The 20,224-nt window shown below is 70.6% G+C and carries 13 protein-coding genes; 3 read left to right on the forward strand and 10 right to left on the reverse strand.

The window, feature by feature from the left end; genetic code table 11:
- The first annotated feature begins 181 nt into the window (after positions 1 to 181).
- The gene (locus tag NBY65_RS07540) at positions 182 to 682 is read left to right on the forward strand and encodes a flavin reductase (RefSeq protein WP_162530637.1); all 501 of its coding nucleotides are present in this window, start codon (positions 182 to 184) and stop codon (positions 680 to 682) included.
- A gap of 90 nt (positions 683 to 772) precedes the next feature.
- Here NBY65_RS07540 and NBY65_RS07545 read toward each other — a convergent pair whose 3' ends face one another.
- The 4 genes from NBY65_RS07545 to NBY65_RS07560 form a co-directional block, all read right to left on the reverse strand.
- Positions 773 to 1,873, reverse strand: a complete 1,101-nt coding sequence (locus NBY65_RS07545; protein ID WP_203330541.1) for a branched-chain amino acid ABC transporter substrate-binding protein — start codon at positions 1,871 to 1,873, stop codon at positions 773 to 775.
- 301 nt (positions 1,874 to 2,174) lie between these two features.
- Positions 2,175 to 3,306 (reverse strand): peptide chain release factor 2 gene (gene prfB, locus NBY65_RS07550; RefSeq protein ID WP_150041933.1). Its coding sequence is split into 2 segments (ribosomal slippage): positions 2,175 to 3,236 and positions 3,238 to 3,306, totalling 1,131 coding nucleotides; the frame shifts between segments, so codons are not numbered across the junction.
- 31 nt (positions 3,307 to 3,337) lie between these two features.
- Positions 3,338 to 5,962: a penicillin-binding protein 1A gene (locus NBY65_RS07555; protein WP_150041932.1), complete on the reverse strand. Its 2,625-nt coding sequence runs from the start codon at positions 5,960 to 5,962 to the stop codon at positions 3,338 to 3,340.
- A gap of 52 nt (positions 5,963 to 6,014) precedes the next feature.
- Complete coding sequence (locus NBY65_RS07560) at positions 6,015 to 6,899, reverse strand: N-acetylmuramoyl-L-alanine amidase family protein (protein ID WP_150041931.1); 885 nt, start codon at positions 6,897 to 6,899, stop codon at positions 6,015 to 6,017.
- 726 nt (positions 6,900 to 7,625) lie between these two features.
- On the opposite strand from NBY65_RS07560, the gene NBY65_RS07565 reads away from it, so the two are divergent.
- Entirely contained in the window at positions 7,626 to 10,883 is a 3,258-nt protein-coding gene (locus NBY65_RS07565) for an Rne/Rng family ribonuclease (protein ID WP_150041930.1), read from the forward strand.
- 171 nt (positions 10,884 to 11,054) lie between these two features.
- Here the strand turns inward: NBY65_RS07565 and NBY65_RS07570 are convergent, their stop codons facing one another.
- Together NBY65_RS07570 and NBY65_RS07575 are read right to left on the reverse strand one after the other, a co-directional pair.
- Positions 11,055 to 12,215, reverse strand: a complete 1,161-nt coding sequence (locus NBY65_RS07570; RefSeq protein WP_150041929.1) for a pyridoxal phosphate-dependent aminotransferase — start codon at positions 12,213 to 12,215, stop codon at positions 11,055 to 11,057.
- Positions 12,215 to 13,825, reverse strand: coding sequence for a gamma-glutamyltransferase (locus tag NBY65_RS07575; protein ID WP_150041928.1), 1,611 nt, complete (start codon positions 13,823 to 13,825; stop codon positions 12,215 to 12,217). Before NBY65_RS07575 ends, NBY65_RS07570 begins: the two co-directional genes overlap by 1 nt.
- Before the next feature lie 285 nt (positions 13,826 to 14,110).
- On the opposite strand from NBY65_RS07575, the gene NBY65_RS07580 reads away from it, so the two are divergent.
- Positions 14,111 to 14,854 (forward strand): DsbA family protein, encoded by a 744-nt coding sequence (locus NBY65_RS07580; RefSeq protein WP_150041927.1) that lies wholly within the window; start codon positions 14,111 to 14,113, stop codon positions 14,852 to 14,854.
- A 34-nt stretch (positions 14,855 to 14,888) separates the two neighbouring features.
- Here NBY65_RS07580 and NBY65_RS07585 read toward each other — a convergent pair whose 3' ends face one another.
- From NBY65_RS07585 to tkt, 4 genes are all read right to left on the reverse strand, one after another.
- A complete protein-coding gene (locus NBY65_RS07585; RefSeq protein WP_150041926.1) occupies positions 14,889 to 15,746 on the reverse strand; it encodes a hypothetical protein in 858 nt (285 codons plus the stop codon).
- A gap of 128 nt (positions 15,747 to 15,874) precedes the next feature.
- Complete coding sequence (locus tag NBY65_RS07590; RefSeq protein WP_150041925.1) at positions 15,875 to 17,065, reverse strand: phosphoglycerate kinase; 1,191 nt, start codon at positions 17,063 to 17,065, stop codon at positions 15,875 to 15,877.
- A gap of 20 nt (positions 17,066 to 17,085) precedes the next feature.
- Positions 17,086 to 18,099 carry a type I glyceraldehyde-3-phosphate dehydrogenase gene (gap, locus tag NBY65_RS07595; RefSeq protein WP_150041924.1) on the reverse strand — a complete coding sequence of 338 codons (1,014 nt, stop codon included), beginning with the start codon at positions 18,097 to 18,099 and terminating at the stop codon, positions 17,086 to 17,088.
- A gap of 46 nt (positions 18,100 to 18,145) precedes the next feature.
- Complete coding sequence (gene tkt, locus NBY65_RS07600; protein ID WP_150041923.1) at positions 18,146 to 20,182, reverse strand: transketolase; 2,037 nt, start codon at positions 20,180 to 20,182, stop codon at positions 18,146 to 18,148.
- Positions 20,183 to 20,224 lie beyond the last annotated feature (42 nt).

Raw genomic sequence — 20,224 nt, forward strand, 5'->3', positions numbered from 1 at the left:
CGGCCCTTGCCGCTCACGGTTTCGCGAGTCTGTCATACGGCTGCGAAACGACGCAACGATCACGCATTCGTGAGGTCCATGTATTTGTTGGTCAGGGATGAAATCATTCTCAGTCCCCGATGATGCTTCCCCCTTGGGGAGCCGCGCTTTTCCGGGCATGATGCCAACCGGAGGCGCACACATGGCAGTAGATCGGCAACTCTATCGAGAGGCGATGGCGCGCGTCGGCGCAGCCGTGCATGTGATTACCACGGACGGCCCGGCGGGGCGCCACGGCTTCACCGCCTCGGCGGTGTGCAGCGTCACCGACGATCCGCCGACGCTGCTCGTCTGCCAGAAGCGCACGAGCGACAGCAACGCCGCCTTCAAGCGCAACGGCGTACTCTGCGTGAACACGCTGGCAGATGCCCATCAGGACCTGTCATCGGTCTTCGCCGGCCTGACCGAATGCGACATGGCCGGACGCTTCGCGGCCGGCGCCTGGGGCGAGGCCGTCACCGGGGCACCGGTGCTGCAAGGGGCGCTGGTCGTCTTCGATTGCCGCATCGCCCAGGTGGTGGAAGTCGGAACCCACTCGGTGCTGTTCTGCGAGGTCGCGGCCATCGTGCCGGGCGAGGGCAAGGCGGGGCTGATTTATTTCGGGCGCCGTTACCATCCCGTCGGCGCGGCGACGCCGGACTGACCCGCCCGGTGCTCCCTGCGCCGGGCAGCGGGGTACCCGCCATGGCCGGTCCGACCGGCCATGGCGGATGCAACCTGACGCGGCGGGGCCTTACATCTCGCCGTAGCTGCCGGCGTGCCAGCGATACACGACGTAGTCGGATTCCACGGGGTCGCCCTTCTTGTTGTAGGCGATCTTGCCCAGCACCGACTCCCACGGGCCGTTCGCCTTCAGCACCGCCGCGACCTTCTTCGGATCGGTGGTGCCGGCCTTCTGCGCCGCTTCCGCCCAGATCTGGACGGCGGCGTAGGTGTAGAGGACGTAGCCCTCGGGATCGATGCCCTTCGCCTTGAACTCCTTCACCACGGCCGCCGCGGTCGGGCGCGTCCGCGGATCGGAGGGGAAGGTCATCATCGTGCCTTCGCCGGTGTCACCGGTGATCTGCCAGTACTCGTTGGTCACCAGGGCGTCGCCACCGATGATGGTCGGGTTCAGGCCCTGCTGCTTGGCCTGGCGCATGATCAGGCCGGTCTCGGTGTGGTAGCCGCCGACATAGATCACGGTCACGCCGGCCTGCTTCAGGCGGCTGACCAGCGCCGAATAGTCCTTCTCGCCCGGCGTATACGGCGAGTACAGCGTCTCCTTCATCCCGGCGGCGTTCAGGGCCTTCCTGGTCTCGTCGGCCAGGCCTTTGCCGTAGGCTGAGTTGTCGTGCAGGATGGCGACCTTGCGGTCCTTGAATTCCCTGGCAATGAACTTGCCGGCCACCACGCCCTGCTGGTCATCGCGGCCGCAGGTGCGGAAGGTGTTCCAGCTGCCTTCATCGGTGTACTTGGGATTGGTCGAGGCCGGGGAGATCTGCAGGATGCCTTCCTCGGCATAGACCTTGCTGGCCGGGATCGAGCTGCCCGAACAGAAATGCCCGGCGACCAGCTTCACGCCCTTGGCGGCGAAGTCATTGGCGACCGACACCGCCTGCTTCGGGTCGCAGGCGTCGTCGCCCACTTCCAGCACCAGCTTCTGGCCGAGCACGCCGCCGCGCGCGTTGATGTCGGCGACCGCCTGCTCGGCGCCCGCCTTCAGCTGCGCCCCGAAGCTCGCGTAGTTGCCGGTGATCGGGCCCGCGGTCGCGATCCGGATGTCCGCCTTGGCCGGCGCCAGGGCGCCGAGCGCGAGCAGCGCCACGCCGGCGAACAAAGTCCTTCTGATCATGCTTCGTCCCTCGTTTTCTGGGTCTGCAGGAGTGCGTGTGCAGGTGTTTCGTATGCAGGAGTTCTGCCGCAGGGGTCGCGCGGCTGACATGCAGCCTATGCGCATCACCCGCAACGAGCAAAGCCCCGTCCTGACAGGCAACCGGCAAGAAAACGCAGCAAAACCCAGGCAACGCTGCGGCGACGCCCGCGCGGGCATCGCGGCGAAACGCCGGGGCCAGACGAAAAAACGTCACACTGCCGAAATATCGTGCAGCCATTGCCCGCCGGGGGTCCACTCCCCGGACGGGCATAGCCGAAGGCTATTGCGCCTGCGCGCTGGCCTCGCTGCGGGTCGCCCCCACGCGGGCGGCCAGGGCCGCGGCCATGAACTCGTCGAGCGCCCCGTCCAGCACGGCATCCGGGTTGCCCTTTTCCACCCCGGTGCGCAGGTCCTTCACCAACTGGTACGGCGCCAGCACATAGCTGCGGATCTGGTGGCCCCAGCCGATATCGGTCTTGGCGGCTTCCTGGGCGCTCGCCGCCGCCTCGCGCTTCTGCAGTTCCTGCTCGTACATCCGGGCGCGCAACATGCCCATGGCGGTGGCGCGGTTGCGGTGCTGGCTGCGGTCGGTCTGGCAGGCCACCACGATCCCGGTCGGGATATGGGTGATGCGGATCGCGCTTTCCGTCTTGTTGACGTGCTGCCCGCCCGCCCCGGAGGCGCGGAAGGTGTCGACCTTCAGGTCGGCCTCGTTGATCTCGATCTCGATATTGTCGTCCACCACCGGATAGACCCACACCGAGGCGAAGCTGGTCTGCCGTCGCGCCGCCGCGTCGAAGGGGCTGATGCGCACCAGCCGGTGCACCCCCGCCTCGGTCTTCAGCCAGCCATAGGCGTTCGGGCCGGAGACCTGCAACGTCGCCGACTTGATGCCGGCCTGCTCGCCTTCGCTCTCCTCCATCAACTGCACCTTGTAGCCGTGCTGTTCGGCCCAGCGGGTGTACATGCGCATGAGCATCTCGGCCCAATCCTGGGCCTCGGTGCCGCCGGCGCCGGAGTTGATCTCGACGTAGCAGTCGTTGCCGTCGGCCTCGCCGGAGAGCAGGCTCTCGATCTCGCGGTGCTTGGACTCCCCGGCCAGGGCCTTCAGGGTGGCGATGCCGTCGCCGACCATGGCCTCGTCGCCCTCGGCCTCGGCCAGGGCGATCAGCTCGATCGTGTCGGCGACCTCACGCTCCAGGCGCTGCACGCCCTCCACCTGGCTGGCCAGGCGGTTGCGTTCGCGCATCACCGCCTGGGCGGCGGCGGCGTCGTTCCAGAGATTCGGGTCCTCGGCGCGATGGTTCAGTTCCGCGAGGCGTGCGATGGCGACATCCCAGTCAAAGATGCCTCCTCAGCAGCGCCACGGACTGCTTGATCTGTTCGTTGAGGGCGTCGGATTCCGTGGACATCGTGTTTCCAGGAGCAACGGGGGAGCGGCGGCTAATACAGCCCGCCCAGGGCGCTGTCGACCCCGCCGGCGCTTGACGGCGCCGGCGCGGCGATGTCGGCGCCCGGCCCTTCGGCCTGCGGAATCCCGCCGCCGCCGACCGGACCCGAGGCACCCGGCACCTGGTCGGGCTTGAAGGCGTCGGTCACGGTGCCCCAGCCGGAATCCCAGGCGACCAGGGCGACGCCGGGCGGCGGCACGAAGGCCAGCTTCGGCCGCCCCTTGAGCGCCACAGCCATGTAATCGTGCCAGATCGGCGCCGCCAGCGCGCCGCCGGTCTCGTTGTTGCCGAGCGAAGTCGGGGTGTCGAAGCCGATCCAGACCACGGTGACCAGGTCGGGCGTGAAGCCGCCGAACCAGGCGTCCTGGAAGTCCTGACTGGTGCCGGTCTTGCCGGCGATGGCGCGATCGAGCCCCTTGGCGGCGGCGCCGCCGGTGCCCCGGCTCACCACCCCCTGCATCATCATGACGAGCTGGAAGGTCGAGGCGGGATCGACCACCTGACGCCGGTCATCGGCCAGCACCGGCAGGTGCAGGGGATCCTCGCAGCCGTGGCAACTGCGCGCCCCGGCCCGCCAGATCACGTGGCCGTCGCGGTCCTGCACGCTGTCGATCAGCGTCGGCACCACCTCGCGCCCGCCCATGGCCAGCCCCGCATAGGCGCCGGCCTCGCGCAGCACCGTGGTTTCCACCGCGCCGAGCGCCGCCGGCAGCACCCGCGGCATGTTGTCGAACAGGCGGAAGCCGATCGCGGTCTGCGCCACCGCGTCCATGCCCACCTGGTTGGCCACCCGCACTGTGACCAGGTTGAGCGACTTCTCCAGCGCGATGCGCAACGGCACCGCGCCGAGGAAGTCCATCTCGTAGTTGTTGGGCCGCCACTTCCCCGCCGCCCCCTGGTCGAGCACGAAGGGCGCGTCGAGGAAGCGCTGCGACGGGGAAATCCCGTTCGCCAGCGCGGTCAGGTAGACGAAGGGCTTGAAGCTCGACCCGGGCTGCCGGCTGGCCTGGGTGGCGCGGTTGAACTGCGACATCTCGAAGCTCCAGCCCCCGGAGAGCGCCAGCACCCGGCCGGTGGACGGCTCGATCGAGACCAGCGCCCCCTGCACCAGCGGGATCTGCCGCAGCAGCAGCCGCTCCGGCCGGCCGGCATTGCGCCCCTGCCCTGCCGTCGCCGGCGCGAGCTCGGCCATCACCACGTCGCCCGGCTTCACCACGTCGGCGATGCGCCGCGGCGTCGGGCCGAGCTGCAGGTTGGGCGGCGGCACCAGCGCCCCGGGCGGCAGATGCGCGACCCGGGCCCAGCCGAGATCGGCCATCTGCATCGGCAGCACCCGCGGCACCGCCCCCGCGGCCCGGTCGACGAAACCCAGCTTCGCCTCGGTGTCCGAGGCTTCCAGCACCACCGCGAGCTTCCAGTCCGGCAGCATGCCGGGCGGACGCTGCACCTGGCCGAGCTGGCCTTCCCAGCCGGTGCGCAGCGCCGGCCCCGCCGGCAGCCGTGCCACCGGGCCGCGCCAGCCGCCGCGGCGACGGTCGTAACGCATCAACCCCTCGCGCAGCGCGGTGTCGGCCGCGGCCTGCAGCACCGGATCGAGCGAGGTGCGCACCACCAGCCCGCCCTGCGTGGTCTGGTCGGCGCCGAAACGGTCGATCAGCCGCCGGCGCACCTCCTCGGCGAAGTAATCTGCCCCGGCCACCATGTCCGGACGCCGGTACTGCGCCGGCGCGATCGGCTGCGCCTTCGCCGCCGCCGCCTGCTCGGCGGTGATCACCCGGTCCTCGGCCATGCGGTCGAGCACCCAGTCACGCCGCGCCTTGGCCGCGTCGGGGAAGCGGAACGGGTTGTAGTTGTTCGGCGCCTTGGGCAACGCCGCCAGGAACGCCGCTTCCTGCACGGTCAGCTCGTCGAGCGGCTTGTTGAAGTAGCTCTGCGCCGCCGCGGCGACGCCGTAGGACTGCAGGCCGAGATAGATCTCGTTCAGATACAGCTCGAGGATGCGCTCCTTGCTCAGCGACTGGTCGAGCCGGATCGCCAGGATCGCCTCGCGCGCCTTGCGCGCGAGCGAGACCTCGCTGCTGCCGAGCAGCATGTTCTTGGCGACCTGCTGGGTGATGGTGGAGGCACCGATCGGGCGCCGTCCCTGGCGGTAGGTCATCAGGTCGGTGACCGCGGCCCGCGCGATCGCGATCGGGTCGACGCCGCCATGGAGGAAGAAATTCTGGTCCTCGGCCGAGACGAAGGCCCGCTTCACGATCTCGGGGATGGCGGTGTAGGGCACGAAGATGCGCCGCTCCACCGCGAGTTCCGAGAGCAGACGGGAATCACCGGCATAGATGCGGCTCATCATGCGCGGCTGGTAGTTGCGCAGGCCGGTCACGTCCGGCAGGTCGGCGGCAAAGCGCTGATAGGCGATGAACCCCGCCAGCACCGCGCCCGCCACGCCAAGCGTGAGCAGCCCCGCGAACAGGCCCATGATCCGCCCGATCCAGGCCAGGGCGCCCCGCGGCTTGCCCTTGCCCTTTCCCTTCCCCTGGCGCGGCGGCTGCGAGGGGGGAGGCTGCGGCGTGGGAGCCGGTGGCACGAGCCTTGCACCCGCGGTCAGCTTGTCGGTCATTGTGGTTCGTCACACCTGTCTGGCTCCGCGCCACTGGCCGGCGCGGCGGCGGTCATCCGGCCATGCGCCCGCCTTGCGGCGGTCCGGCCGGCGCCCCGTTGAAATAGGCATCCACGGCACGTTTCATAGCAGCCGCGATGCGTGCGCGGTACTGGGGACGACGCAGGGCCGCCTCGTCCTCACGATTTGACATGAACCCCATTTCCACGAGCACGCTGGGGATATCCGCCGCCTTCAGCACGACGAAGCCGGCATGCCGGGCGGGATTCTGCAGCAGGCGAAGGTCGCCCTGCAGCGCGGACACCACGCCACGCTGCATGCGCGCCGATCCGGCCCGGGTCTCCTGGCGCACCAGGCTGGCCAGGATGCGCGCGACGTCGGGGGGAGCGTTGCGGAAAGCCGGGCCGCCGAAGCGGTCGGCCGCGTTTTCCCGGGTCGCGAGGGCGGCGCTCTGCGCGTCCGAGGCGGTATCGGCCAGGGTGTAGACGCTGGCGCCGCGCACCCCATGGTCGCCCACCGCGTCCGCATGCATCGAGACGAACAGGCCGGCGCCACGGCGCTGGGCGATCGCCACCCGCTCCTCAAGCGGAATGAACACGTCGCCCGTGCGGGTCAGCTCCACCCGGTAGCGGCCCGAGGCGAGCAACTGGCGGCGCAATTCCAGCGCCGCGGCCAGGGCGATGTGCTTTTCATAGGTGCCGGAAACGCCGGTGGCCCCCGGATCCTTGCCGCCATGGCCGGGATCGAGCAGCACCAGGGGCGGCGACAGCGTCCGCGGGGGCTGGCTCCGTGGAGGCAGGGGGGCGGAGCGCGGCAGCGCCAGGGTGGGCGCCCCGCCGAGCGCGGACCCCGGCCGGGGCGCGGCAAGCGCGTGCGCGGCCGGCAGCAGGAAGCTGGCGGCCACACCGGAACCGAGCAGGAATCGGCGGGTGATCACGGGCTGAACTTCCGATGGAAGCGAGTATCTACTGCAGGTCTAACATGACCGTTCGATAACCGCAGCTTGCACATTGATGACGGCAGATTCATGTCGCGGAAATGGCATTGCCGCCATGGCTCTCCACGCTTTGCTTGCGATATGCCGGCGTTTGCTTCATCGTCTGGGCTCGCTCCGGCGCCGCGCCGGGGGGCGGCATGCCCTCCGGGTTACGATCGGGGCTGCCTCGCCCCGTGGCCCATTGGCCGAGCAAAGGGGCACGACGGCAGCCGGATCCGTGTCGCCGCCCGTGCCGCCCCCAGAAATCCAGCCTCGTTGGACGGTCTGGGGCGACGCCCAGGTCTTTGCGCCGGCAAGATGCTCGCTATCTGCATCAGCAGGCCGCGCGGCGGGGCGAAGGGGACCGACGGACGACGGTCGACGAGCACAGAACAACCGGGGCAGCGCGCCGTCTGGCGCGCACGGCCCGCAGACACAGGGTTTTCATGACCGCCTTCCCGCCGCTTCACCCTGAGAGGATTGCCGCCGCAAGCGGTTATCCTGCCTGCCATGCGCGCGTCGCGCGCGCAGCGGCGCCAGGGATGACGCGCGGCCGGCCGGTCAGTGCGCCCCTGCTTTCCTCCGTCCTGCCTGGTCTGCGGTCCTGCCCCCTCCCGCCCTCACTTGATTCCCGCCCCGATCGGCGCGCAACCGCGCCCGGGGCGGCGCACCGGAGCCCTGGACCGAATGACGAAACGCATGCTGATCGACGCCAGCCACGCGGAAGAAACCCGCGTGGTGGTACTGGACGGTAGCCGCCTCGAAGATTTCGACGTCGAGACATCGACCAAGAAGCAACTGAAGGGAAATATCTATCTGGCCAAGGTGGTCCGCGTGGAGCCGAGCCTCCAGGCGGCTTTCGTGGAATACGGCGGCGGCCGCCACGGCTTCCTGGCCTTCAGCGAGATCCACCCCGACTATTACCAGATCCCGATCGCCGACCGCGAACGCCTGCTCGCCATGCAGGCCGAGGAAGCCCGCGACGAGGATGAGGACGAGGAGCCCGCTGCCCCCCCGCCCCCTCGCCGGCGCGGCGAACAGGATGATGCACCGCTCGCGGCCGCCCCGGCCGTGACGCCGGAGCCCCTGTCGGAGGAAGCGGCCCAGGCGACGGAAGCCCCCGCCCCCACCGAGCCCGCGCCGGTGGAGCCGCCCGAGGCGTCCGAAGCGACGGCAACTGCCGAACCGGCCGCGGAGCCCGCGCCGGAGGCACGGGTTGAAGCCCCCGAGGCCACGGCCCTTCCCGCGGCCGAGCCTGCGGCTGCGCCCGTGGAGCCCGAACCGGCGCAGCCCGCATCCGACGACAACGGCACTGATGCCCCCATCGCCGCGGCACCCGAGGCCCCTGCCCCTGACGACATCACAGAGGCACGCCCCCCGCGGGCACAGCCGGCATCGATGCCGCACGACGTGCGCTATGGCGAGTTCGGCGTCGGCGAAGCCAGCCTCGGTGAAATCCCCCCCGCCCCGGTGGTGAGCGGCGAGGAACCGGCGAGCGAACCGGCCCCGGCCGAGGCCGCCGATGTCGAGGAACCCGACGAGGCCGAGCCGATCCCGCACCTGCCGCCGCCCGAGACCATCGGTGGCGATGGTGGCGACGCCGACGCCGCCGAGGAAGTCACCCCCCGGCGCACGGCCCGCTTCCTGCGCAACTACCGCATCCAGGAGGTGATCCGGCGCCGGCAGATCATGCTGGTGCAGGTGGTCAAGGAAGAGCGGGGCACCAAGGGCGCGGCGCTGACCACCTACATCTCGCTCGCCGGCCGCTATTGCGTGCTGATGCCCAACTCCCCCCGCGGCGGCGGCATCTCCCGCAAGATCACCTCGGCCGCCGATCGCAAGCGGCTCAAGGAGATCACCGCCGAGCTCGACATCCCGCAGGGCATGGGCCTGATCGTGCGCACCGCCGGCGCCAACCGGCCCAAGCCCGAGATCAAGCGTGACTGCGAGTACCTGATGCGGCTGTGGGACGACATCCGTGAACACACGCTGCGCTCGGTCGCGCCCGCGCTGATCTACGAGGAAGCGAGCCTGATCAAGCGCGCGATCCGCGACGTCTACTCGCGCGACATCGAGGAAATCCTCGTCGACGGCGAGGACGCGTGGCGCGCCGCCCACGATTTCATGCGCATGCTGATGCCGAGCCACGCCCGCAAGGTGCAGCTCTGGCGCCCCAATTCATATGAAGGGGGCGGGCAGCCGCTGTTCAGCCGGCACCAGGTCGAAGCGCAGCTCGACGCCATGGTCTCGCCCACGGTGCAGTTGCGCTCCGGCGGCTACCTGGTGATCAACCAGACCGAGGCCCTGGTCGCGATCGACGTCAATTCCGGCCGCTCCACCCGCGAGCGCGGCATCGAGGAGACGGCGCTGCGCACCAACCTCGAGGCCGCCGACGAGGTGGCCCGGCAGTTGCGCCTGCGCGACCTCGCCGGCCTGATCGTCATCGACTTCATCGACATGGAGTCGAAGAAGAACAACGCCTCGGTCGAGCGCCGGCTGAAGGAAGCACTGAAGACCGACCGCGCCCGCATCCAGGTCGGCCATATCAGCCATTTCGGCCTGCTGGAAATGAGCCGCCAGCGCCTGCGGCCCTCGCTCGCCGAGACCAGCTTCATCACCTGCCCGCACTGCAACGGGCTGGGCCAGGTCCGCAGCGTGGAGAGCAGCGCCCTGCACGTGCTGCGCGCCATCGAGGACGAGGGCGCCCGCGCCCGGGCGAGCCTGGTCATGGTGCACGTCGCCAGCCAGGTGATCATGTACATCCTCAACAACAAGCGCGAGCGGCTGGCCGAGATCGAGCAGCGCACCGGCATGCGCGTGCAATTCGCGGCGGACGAGACGCTGGTGCCGCCGCAGGTGCGCGTCGAGAAGCTGCGCGGACCGGTCATCGAGGCCGAGCGCCCCGCCCCGGCGGTCATCCCGGTCGCGCCCGCGCCGTTGCCCGAGCCCGCCGATGTCGAGGAAACGCTGATCGAGGTCGAGGAAGCCGAGGTCATCGTCGAGGCCGCCGAGAGCGCCGCGCCCGAACGGAACGGGGATGAGAGCGAACGCCGCCGGCGGCGGCGGCGGCGGCGGCGGCGCGGCGGCCGTGACGCGGCAGGCAACGGCGTGGTCTCCGGCGAGGAGACGGAAGACGGCGACGAGAGCGATGAGGAGCCCTTCCCCATCGAGGGCGCCGAGCAGCCGGATATCCCGATCGGTGCCTTCCCGGTCGTGCCCGAGCAGCCTGAATCGCTCCGCCAGTTCGCCCCGGTGGACATCCCCGAGCCGGCCGGCGTGACCGAACCTTCGGACGTCGCCGAGGTGGCAGAGATACCCGAGGCGGCAGAGGCAGTAGAGGTGGCCGCCCCCGCGGAGCAGGTTGCCGCCCCCGAACCGGTGGAAGCGGAGCCGGCCGAACCGGTCGCACCGCCACAATCGGCCGAACCGGCCGCCGCGGCCGAGCGCCCCGAAGCCGCTCCGACGGAGGAAAGCGAGGAGGAAGGCGACGCCAACCGCCGGCGTCGCGGCCGGCGCGGCGGCCGTCGCCGGCGCCGTGATGGGACCACCGAAGGCGAAGCCGAAGCCCCGCAGGCCGCGCCGGCTCCGGCGGCTGCCGCGTGGTCGGGTCCGACACCGGCCGATCCCTTCGCCGGTCACACCTACGACATCTTCGACCTGATCGAGCAGCAGGAGCACGCCCAGCAGGCCCCCCGGCCCGCCCCGGTTGCCGCCCCCGATGACGCCGGCGCCGAACAACCGGCCGAACCCGAGGCCCCACCGCCGGCCATCGAGGCACCGGCGCCGGAACCGGAAGCCGCGGTGGTGGCACCGGAGCCGGAAGCGGAAGCGGAAGCCGCTCCTGCGCCGTCCGAACCGGTCGTCGGTTCGGCGGTGAAGCCGGTGATCATCGGCCAGGACACGGTACCGGTCACGGAACGCAAACGGGGGTGGTGGAAACGCTGAACGGGGATCTTGGGGCGTTGCCCCAAACCCCACCAGGAGGCTTCGCCTCCTGGACCTCCACCAAGGGCCACAAGGCCCTTGGATCCCATTCCTTGCCGCGCAGCGAGACTGGGGTGCAGGGGCCTTATGGCCCCTGCCGGGTCCAGGGCAGCGCCCTGGCCTTACTTGCCTTTACCGCCACCCCGCCAGCCGCGAGGCCGCCTCGGCCATATCCGCTTCCGGCCCGCAATAGCTGAAGCGGATGAAGCGGTTGCCGCGGGCGCGGTCGAAATCGACCCCGGGTGAGGCCGCCACCCCGGCTTCCGCCAGCATGCGCGCGCAGAAGGCGCGGCTGTCATTGGTACGGTCGGTAACGTCGGCGTAGAGATAGAAGGCGCCTTCCGCCGGCGACAGCTTCGGGAATCCCGCTGCCGGCAGGCTGCGCAGCAGCAGGTCGCGCGAGCGGCGGTAGCGGGCCACGTTCGCCTGCAGTTCCGCGGTGCAGTCCATCGCCGCCTCGGCAGCCACCTGCGCGATGTGCGGCGCGCTGATGAACATGTTCTGCGCGAGGCATTCGACCGGCCGCACCAGGTCGTCGGGCAGCACCATCCAGCCGATGCGCCAGCCGGTCATCGAGAAATATTTCGAGAAGCTGTTGACCACCACCGCGCTCGGGCTGAGCGCTGCCGCGGTCGCGATCGGATTGTCGTAGGTCAGGCCGTGATAGATCTCGTCGGAAATCAGCCGGACCCCGGCCTCGTGGCACCAGGCGGCGATGGCGGCGAGTTCGTCCGGGTGCAGCATGGTCCCGGCCGGATTGCAGGGACTGGCCACGATCAGCCCGTCCGGCCGCGGATCGAGCCGCTCCAGCATCTCGACCGTGGGCTGGAAGCGCGTCTCCGGCCCGGCCTCCAGCATCACCGGGGTGATGCCAAGGGCCGCGAGGATGTTCACGTAGGGCGGATAGAACGGCGCCGCCATGGCCACCCGGTCACCCGGATCGAAGGCGGCGAGGAAAGCCAGCGGAAACGCGCCGGACGCGCCCACCGTCACCGCGATCCGGCCCGGGGCGATATCGGCGCCGTACCAGTCGGCGTAGTGCCGGGCGATGCGGGTACGCAACGAACGCAGGCCGAGCGCCTCGGTATAGCCCATCGGCGCGCCGGCCTGCAGCGCGGCAGCAGCGGCCGCAACCGCGCCGGCGGGGGCGCCGGTGCCGGGCTGGCCGACTTCCATGCGGATCACGTGCGGCGCGCCGGGTGGCAGCGCCGCCTGGCGCGCATTCGCCGCGGTGATGACGTCCATGACAATGAACGGCGGCGCCTCGGCGCCGCGGCCGATCTTGAGCGCCATCAATCCCCCCCGATCGCCAGGCCTGACCCGCGCGGGTCGGTGGCCCAGGCACAGCTCGTTTGCGACTCCGGCAGCAGTCCCGGGCAGGCGATGGCATTGGTGCGGCCCGGCTCCGGCACCGCGCGCGGGACCGGCGCCGTGGGGTCCACCACCGGGGCCGCGGAATCGATGATATTGGAGAGGGCGGCATTGCTGCCGGAGGGCGGCGCCATAAAGGCCTTGCCGGTGCCCCGCGGCCCGAGCGCCTGCACCATCCCGCTCGCCACCGCCAGGGCCGCCGCTTCCTGGCCCGAGCCGCCGATCGCCGCGTGGAAGGCGTGCACGTAGGGATTCCAGGCCAGCGCCGCCGCCAGCAGCGGCGGCGGCATCCAGGCCGGCGAGGCCCCCAGCACGATGCCGGTCCCCGGGGCGATCCGCCCGGTGCCGAACAGGTTGTTCATGGTCATGGCGCAGACCACCGCGCGGCCGTCGCGATCGAGGGTGACGAAGCTGGTGGACGCCGGCAGCGGCGGCAGCGTGCCGGCCGGCAGCGAGGCGTTGAGCAAGGTGGCCGGGTCCGCCGCGCCACGGGAAGCGCGCCAGGCGGCGGCCACCGCGACGGCGCGGGCCTGCGCCGCATCAATCCCGGCCGGGTCGCGCCGCAACAGCTGGAAGGCAGCGTCGGCGGCCAGGCCGCCATCGGCCGGCGGCGGCAGGAAGGCGACCTGGCTGTTGCGCAGCCCGTCGGTGACCAGCGCCGGTTCGGTGCGGGGCAGGCTGGCGCGCAGGGCGGCAGGCTGGACGCCGCCGCCGGCCTGCTGGCTGGCGGCGGCAAACCGGGCGGCGAGCCCGCCGATATACAGGTCACCCACCCCGGCCACGCGCAATTGTGCCAGCGTGGCGCCGAGATCGGGCTGCATCAGCGTCATGCCCTCGGCCAGCGGCTTGCCATCCGGCTGGAAGAACACCGCGCGGGCCTGCGGGTCGCCGGACAGCGGCCCGGCCACCACCTCGAGATCGCGGATAAAGGCGCGGCTGGCGGGAATGCCGAAGCGGGCCGACTGCTCGGCATAGACGGTGAGCGATTCGAAGGGCCGGCGCCCGTAGCGGGCACTGAGCGCGAACAGCCCGCGCGGGACCATCGGCACCGCCGCCGGCCGGTCGCCACTGCCGCCGCCCGGCGGCACCACGAACAGGATCGCCTCCGGCACGCCGCCATTGACGCTCTTCGGGTCGGGATCATAGGCGAGGCAGGCGCCGCCGCCGCCCAGCCCCGCGCGCGAGGGCAGCGTGACCGTCAGCATGAACCCGAGCGCCACCGCCGCGTCCGCGGCATTGCCGCCGGAGGACAGCACCTCCCGCGCCACCAGCGCCGCCCGCGGCTCGTCGGCCACCACGCCGCCGAGAAAGCCCTTCACATAGCCGGGCGTCCCCGCCTGCGGACCGCCGTTGCCGGTCAGGATGTCGCCGACCGAGGTCGCGGCCGAATCGATGGTCGAGCACCCCGATCCGGCCAGAGCGACGGCCAGCAGCAGAGCGCCGGCCAGCCCGCGCCGCCCGGCCCGGCGTCGCCCGCCCTGGCTGCGGCCCGTCGGCTCGCCGCAGGGCGCCCCTGGAAAACTGGCTGTCATCCGCGACGCCGAGACCAAGACGCTGCTGCGCACCTGTGCCAACCCCTTGTTCCGCGCGGCCGGCCTCGACGTGAACCTGGTCCGCATCATCGTGACGAGGGACGTTGCCATAAACTCGTTCGTGAGCACCGGCAATCGGCTGTTCGCGGGTCCTCGACACACGGCGGCAGGCATCCCCCCACAATCGGCGCTTGCACGCGGGCACCGGGGCGTCGATTCCTGGCGCCGGCGCACATCCCGCTGCCGGCGGCGGCGCCACCCAGAACGAACCGGAAGGGATTCCGCATGAGGCGATTCCTGGCCCTGCTGGCCATGCTGCTGTTGGGGAGCTGGACCACCCTGGCGGCGGCGGAAAGTTTCACGCCGGCGCAGCGCGCCGAAATCGTCGAGATCCTGCGCAATGCGCTGAAGACCGACCCCGGTATCCTGCGCGACGCGATCACCGCCTTGCAGGACGCCGACGGCGCCCAGCAGCAGGCGGCCATGCGCAGCGCCATCGCCGCCGCGGGCAACGCCCTGACCAAGACGCCGGGCGACCCGGTGGAGGGCAACGTCCGGGGCGACGTGACCGTGGTCGAGTTCTACGACCTCCGCTGTCCCTATTGCCGGCGGATGCTGCCGGTGGCTGCGGAGTTGCTGCGCCGCGACGGCAATGTCCGGATCGTCTACAAGGATATCCCGATCCTCGGGCCGGCAAGCATGCTGGGGGCCCGCGCGGTGCTGGCGGCCCAGAAGCAGGGCGGCTACCTCAAGCTGCGGACGGCCCTGATGAGCGGCCCCGCCGACATCACCACCGACACGCTGCGGGCGGCGGCCGAGCGCACCGGGCTCGACTGGGACAAGCTGCAGAAGGACATGACCGATCCGGCGGTGCAGGCCCGGATCGATGCGAACCTGACGCTGGCCCGGCGGCTGGGCATCCAGGGAACCCCCGCCTACGTGATCGGCGACCGCATGATGCCGGGCGCGGTGGAGCTGGCCGACCTGCAATCGGCGATCGCGGCGACGCGGCAAGGCCAGAAACAATAACGCCTCGGGGCGCCTCGCCCCCGGATGCGTTCATTCAGCGTTGCGCGGGCAGCATCCCGGTCAGGCGGCGCACCACCAGTTCCGGCGGTGCGCCGCCCTGCAGCTCGGCTTCGACCAGCAGATCCACCTCGCCCCGCCCGGCCCAGCCAAGCACGGCATCCGGCCTGGGTTGCACGAAGCGAACGGTGACCGCAAAGGCCTCGCCATCGGGGCCGACCGCCTGCCACGCCTCGCCACGGTGGCGCAGCCTGAAGGGCAGCACCGGGACGATGGCGGTGGCGCTGGCCGCCGCGAACAGCGGACGCACCCCGACCACGACTTCGGGAAGCGCCGTGTCGATCGGCGGACAGGACCAGGTGCCTTCGATGTCCAGCACCCCCTGCCCGCCCAGTTCCCGCAGGCCACGGGCCAGGAAGCCGCCGCCGGCGCCATCGGGGCGGTAGGCGAATTGCAGCCGTGATCCGGGTTCCGGCAACTCGGCATGGCCGACGAAATGGCGGCCGTCGAGCAGGACCTCGACGGAATCGTTGGCCGGGTCCTCGTGATCCTCGATCCAGCCGGGATGGGCGGGCGACGACCAGCGCGACAGCGTGATGGCCAAAGACGGGCCGGGCGATGCCAGCTTCTCGCCCGGGCCGGACTGGCCGAATACCATGCGATAGAACGGAAACGGCGCGGGCCGGATATCGATGCGCCGGTCACCGCCCCAGGGATCGGCGGCGGCGGAGCAGAAATGCGCGGCATCCATGGCATGGGACGCCGCAATGGTGGCCTCGATCGCCCCGGACGCGCGCAGCTCGAAACCGATGGTCTGGCCGGACGCCGGCCCACCCGGGGCCAGTCCCAGCACGGCGGGGACGAACAGCGAGGCAAACTGCCAGGCTCGATGCATCGGATCCCTCCGACCACGAGCCTTGCCGCATCACCTCGCTGCCCCGAAGGCACAATGCCGAGAGCGGACCGATCGTCCGTGCTGCGGCGCGACGGAACGATCCGCCGGCGCCGCAGCACGGACTCCGGTCAGCCCTCGAGCGCGGCGACGCCCGGCAGGGTCTTGCCTTCCATCCACTCCAGGAAGGCACCGCCGGCGGTGGAGATGTAGCTGATCTTCTCCGTCACCCCGGCATGGCGCAGCGCCGAGACGGTGTCGCCACCGCCGGCCACGCTGCGCAGCGCGCCGGCCTCGGTCCGCGCGGCCACCGCGCGGGCGAGCGCCACCGTCGCCGTATCGAAAGGCGGGGTCTCGAAGGCGCCGAGCGGGCCGTTCCAGACCAGCGTCTTCACCCCGGCCAGGCGTTCCTGCAGCTTCGCCACCGTGGCCGGGCCGACATCGAGGATCATGGCATCGGCCGGCACGGCATCGACCGGCACCGTCTGGGTCGGCGGGTTCGGCCGGAACTCGGTGGCCACCACCGCATCGACCGGCAGCACCACCTCGCACCCGGCGGCCTTGGCCTTGCCGAGGATCTCCAGCGCGGTCGCGTGCAGGTCGGCTTCCTGCAGCGACTTGCCGACGCCGATGCCCTGGGCGGCGAGGAAGGTGTTGGCCATCGCCCCGCCGATCACCAGCACATCCACCTTGGAGACCAGGTTGCCCAGCAGGTCGAGCTTGGTGGAGACCTTGGCCCCGCCGACGATCGCCGCGACCGGCCGCACCGGATTGCCCAGGGCGGAGCCGAGCGCTTCCAGCTCGGCCTGCATCAGCCGCCCGGCATAGGACGGCAGCAGCCGTGCCACCCCCTCGGTGCTGGCATGGGCCCGGTGCGCCGCCGAGAAGGCGTCGTTGACATAAAGATCGGCCAGCTTCGCCAGCTCGGCGGCGAAGGCCGGATCGTTCTTCTCCTCGCCCGGATGGAAGCGGGTGTTCTCCAGCACCACGACGTCGCCGTCGTGCAGCGTCTCCACCGCCTGCTGCGCGGGCAGGCCCACGCAGTCCTCGGCGAAGCGCACCTTGCGGCCGAGCACCTCGCCGAGCGCCACCGCGATGGGCGCGAGCGACATCTCCGGCACCCGCTTGCCCTTCGGGCGCTCGAAATGGCTGGTCACCACCACCCGCGCGCCCTTTTCGGAGAGCTCGCGGATCGTGGGTGTCAGCCGCTCGATGCGGGTCAGGTCGGTGATCTTGCCGTCACGCACCGGCACGTTCAGGTCGGCCCGGACAAGCACCCGCTTGCCCGCGACCGCGACGCCGTCGAGCGTCCGGAAGGCCATGGACTCTTCTCTCCCTGGTTTTACAGGCTGCCCCAGTACGCCGCCGTGTCCGACATGCGGTTGGAGAAGCCCCATTCGTTGTCGTACCAGCTCATGACCCGCACCAGCGCGCCGTCGACGACCGCGGTCTGGGTGGCATCGAAGGTCGACGAAGCCTGGTTGTGGTTGAAGTCGGAGCTGACCAGCTTGTCGGTGTTGTAGCCGAGGATCCCCTTCAGCTCGCCTTCGGAGGCCGCCTTCACCGCGGCGTTGACCTCTTCCTTGGTCGCCGGCTTCTTCAGCACCACGTCGAGCGACACCAGCGAGACGTTCGGCGTCGGCACGCGGATGGCGGTGCCGTCCAGCTTGCCCTTCAGCTCGGGCAGCACCAGGCCGACCGCCTTCGCCGCCCCGGTGCTGGTCGGGATCATCGACAGCGCGGCGGCGCGGGCACGGTGCAGGTCCTTGTGCAGCGTGTCGAGCGTCGGCTGGTCGCCGGTGTAGGAGTGGATCGTCACCATGTAGCCACGCTCGATGCCGAAGCTGTCGTGCAGTACCTTGGCCACCGGCGCGAGGCAGTTGGTGGTGCAGGACGCGTTCGACACCACGGTCATGTCGCGGGTCAGCGTCTTGTGGTTGACGCCGTAGACGATGGTGGCGTCCGCCCCTTCGCCCGGGGCCGAGATCAGCACCTTCTTCGCGCCGGCCTGCAGCAGGGCCGAGGCCTTCTCCTTGGAGGTGAAGATGCCGGTGCACTCGAAGGCGATGTCCACGCCCTGGTACGGCACCTTGGTCGGGTCGCGCTCGGCCGAGACCGTGATCGGGCCATAGACGCGGCCGTTGTGGCGAACCGTGATGGTGTTGCCCGAAACCTCGACCGTGCCGGGGAAACGACCATGGACGCTGTCGTAACGGAACAGATGCGCGTTGGACTCGGTGCTGCCGAGATCGTTAATGGCAATAACTTCCACGTCATCGCGACCGCTCTCGACCAGTGCGCGAAGAACAAGACGCCCAATACGTCCAAAACCGTTGATCGCTACTTTCACGGCCATGATGAATGTCCCTTCCTTGTTTCTCTAGGACCTAGTTTCCTCGGCCCTACGATACCCGCTTGCGCACAGCGGCCGCCACCGTCTCCGCCGTGATTCCAAAGTGTCGATACAGATCGTCCGCCGGCGCCGAGGCACCGAAGCCGGTCATGCCGATAAAGCATCCGTCGGGTCCAAGCCAGCGTTCCCAGCCGAACGGCGCCGCCGCCTCGATGCCGAAACGGGGAGCGCCGCCGAGCACCTCGGCCCGCCAGGCCTCGTCCTGGGCGGCGAACAGCTCCCAGCACGGCAGCGATACCACGGCGACCTTGATGCCCTCGGCGGCGAGGGCGTCGCGGGCGGCCATGGCAATGGACACCTCCGAGCCGGTGGCGATCAGGGTCGCCTGGCGCGGACCATCGGCCTCGGCAAGGATATAGCCGCCACGCGCGCAGCGGTTCTCGGCGCTGTCGCCGCGCAGCGCCGGCAGGGCCTGGCGGGAGAGCACCAGCAGGCTCGGCCCCTCGCTGCGGCGCAGCGCCAGTTCCCAGCACTCGGCGGTCTCCAGCGCGTCGGCCGGGCGCATCACATACACGTTCGGCATGGCGCGCAGGCTGGCGAGATGCTCGACCGGCTGGTGCGTCGGGCCGTCCTCGCCGAGGCCGATGGAATCATGCGTCAGCACGTGCACGACCCGGATGCGCATCAGCGCCGCCAGCCGGATCGCCGGGCGCATGTAGTCGGAGAAGCAGAAGAACGTGCCGCCATAGGGGATCAGCCCGCCATGCAGCACGATCCCGTTCATGGCCGCGGCCATGCCGTGCTCGCGGATGCCGTAATGGATGTAGCGCCCGCCATAGCTGCCCGGCGCGACCGCCCCCATGTTCCGGACCAGCGTAAGGTTCGAACCGGTGAGGTCGGCCGAGCCACCGACCAGCTCGGGCACCGCCGGAACCAACGCCTCCAGCACCTTCTGGTTGGCGGCGCGGGTGGCGAGCTTGGGCTTGCTTTCAGCCAACTGCGCCTTCAGCGCGGCCATCGCCTCGTGGAAGGTTTCGGGCAGGCGCCCGGCGATGACGCGCTCGAACTCGGCGCGCTGGGGATGGCGGGCCAGCCGCTTCAGCCAACCGCGGCGCGCGGTGGCCCCCCGGCTGCCGGCCTGCTGCCAGCGCGCCCGCAACGCCTCGGGCACCTCGAAGGGCGGATGGGTCCAGCCGAGCGCCTGCCGGGTGGCATCGGCCTCGCTGGTCCCGAGCGGGGCGCCGTGAACCGCGGCAGTGCCGGCCTTGGTGGGGGCGGCGAAGCCGATGATGGTCTTGCAGGCAATCAGCGTCGGCTTCTTCGAACGCACCGCCATCGACAGGGCCGCCGCGATCTGGGCGGGGTCATGGCCGTCGATGCGCTTGACCGCCCATCCCGCCGCGGCGAAGCGGCGCAACTGGTCCTCCGACGTGGAAAGGCTGGTGGGGCCGTCGATGGAAATCGAGTTGTCGTCCCACAGCACCGTCAGCTTCTCGAGCTTCAGGTGCCCGGCGAGCGTGATCGCCTCCTGGGAGATCCCCTCCATCAGGCAGCCATCGCCGGCGATCACCCAGGTGCGGTGATCGACCAGGCTTTTCCCGAAACGGGCGGCGAGCATGCGCTCGGCCAGCGCCATGCCGACGGCGGTGGCGATGCCCTGGCCGAGCGGGCCGGTGGTGGTCTCGATCGCCGGATGCTCGCCGTATTCGGGATGGCCCGCGGTATGGGCGTGCAACTGGCGGAAGCGCCGGAGCTGCTCGATCTCCATGCCGGCATGGCCGGTCAGGTTGAGCAGCGCATACAGCAGCATCGAGCCATGCCCGGCGGAAAGCACGAACCGGTCGCGGTCGGGCCAACGGGGATCGGCGGCATCGAATTTGTGGAATCGTGTCCACAGCGTGGTGGCGACGTCAGCCATGCCCATGGGCATGCCGGGATGGCCGGACTTGGCCGCCTCGACCGCGTCGACGGCCAGCATGCGGACGGCGTCGGCCATCTGGCGTTCAATGGTGACCGGCCGGGCCAGGATGGCGGCCTGCGCGGCCAGCGCGGGGTTGTCCGCCGTGATATCGGTAATTGCAGCCATGAGACCTCCTGCGCGCGGCCGGTCTTAGTGAGGGGGGACCGG

It is taken from the genome of Rhodovastum atsumiense (assembly GCF_937425535.1).
Lineage (GTDB): Bacteria > Pseudomonadota > Alphaproteobacteria > Acetobacterales > Acetobacteraceae > Rhodovastum > Rhodovastum atsumiense.

Excerpts from the sequence above, each read along its gene's own strand:
- NBY65_RS07540 (WP_162530637.1), top strand. The coding sequence starts at position 182 with ATGGCAGTAGATCGGCAACTCTATCGAGAGGCGATGGCGCGCGTCGGC.
- NBY65_RS07545 (WP_203330541.1), bottom strand. The coding sequence starts at position 1,873 with ATGATCAGAAGGACTTTGTTCGCCGGCGTGGCGCTGCTCGCGCTCGGC.
- NBY65_RS07555 (WP_150041932.1), bottom strand. The coding sequence starts at position 5,962 with ATGACCGACAAGCTGACCGCGGGTGCAAGGCTCGTGCCACCGGCTCCC.
- NBY65_RS07565 (WP_150041930.1), top strand. The coding sequence starts at position 7,626 with ATGACGAAACGCATGCTGATCGACGCCAGCCACGCGGAAGAAACCCGC.
- NBY65_RS07570 (WP_150041929.1), bottom strand. The coding sequence starts at position 12,215 with ATGGCGCTCAAGATCGGCCGCGGCGCCGAGGCGCCGCCGTTCATTGTC.
- NBY65_RS07575 (WP_150041928.1), bottom strand. The coding sequence starts at position 13,825 with ATGACAGCCAGTTTTCCAGGGGCGCCCTGCGGCGAGCCGACGGGCCGC.
- NBY65_RS07580 (WP_150041927.1), top strand. The coding sequence starts at position 14,111 with ATGAGGCGATTCCTGGCCCTGCTGGCCATGCTGCTGTTGGGGAGCTGG.
- NBY65_RS07585 (WP_150041926.1), bottom strand. The coding sequence starts at position 15,746 with ATGCATCGAGCCTGGCAGTTTGCCTCGCTGTTCGTCCCCGCCGTGCTG.
- NBY65_RS07590 (WP_150041925.1), bottom strand. The coding sequence starts at position 17,065 with ATGGCCTTCCGGACGCTCGACGGCGTCGCGGTCGCGGGCAAGCGGGTG.
- gap (WP_150041924.1), bottom strand. The coding sequence starts at position 18,099 with ATGGCCGTGAAAGTAGCGATCAACGGTTTTGGACGTATTGGGCGTCTT.
- tkt (WP_150041923.1), bottom strand. The coding sequence starts at position 20,182 with ATGGCTGCAATTACCGATATCACGGCGGACAACCCCGCGCTGGCCGCG.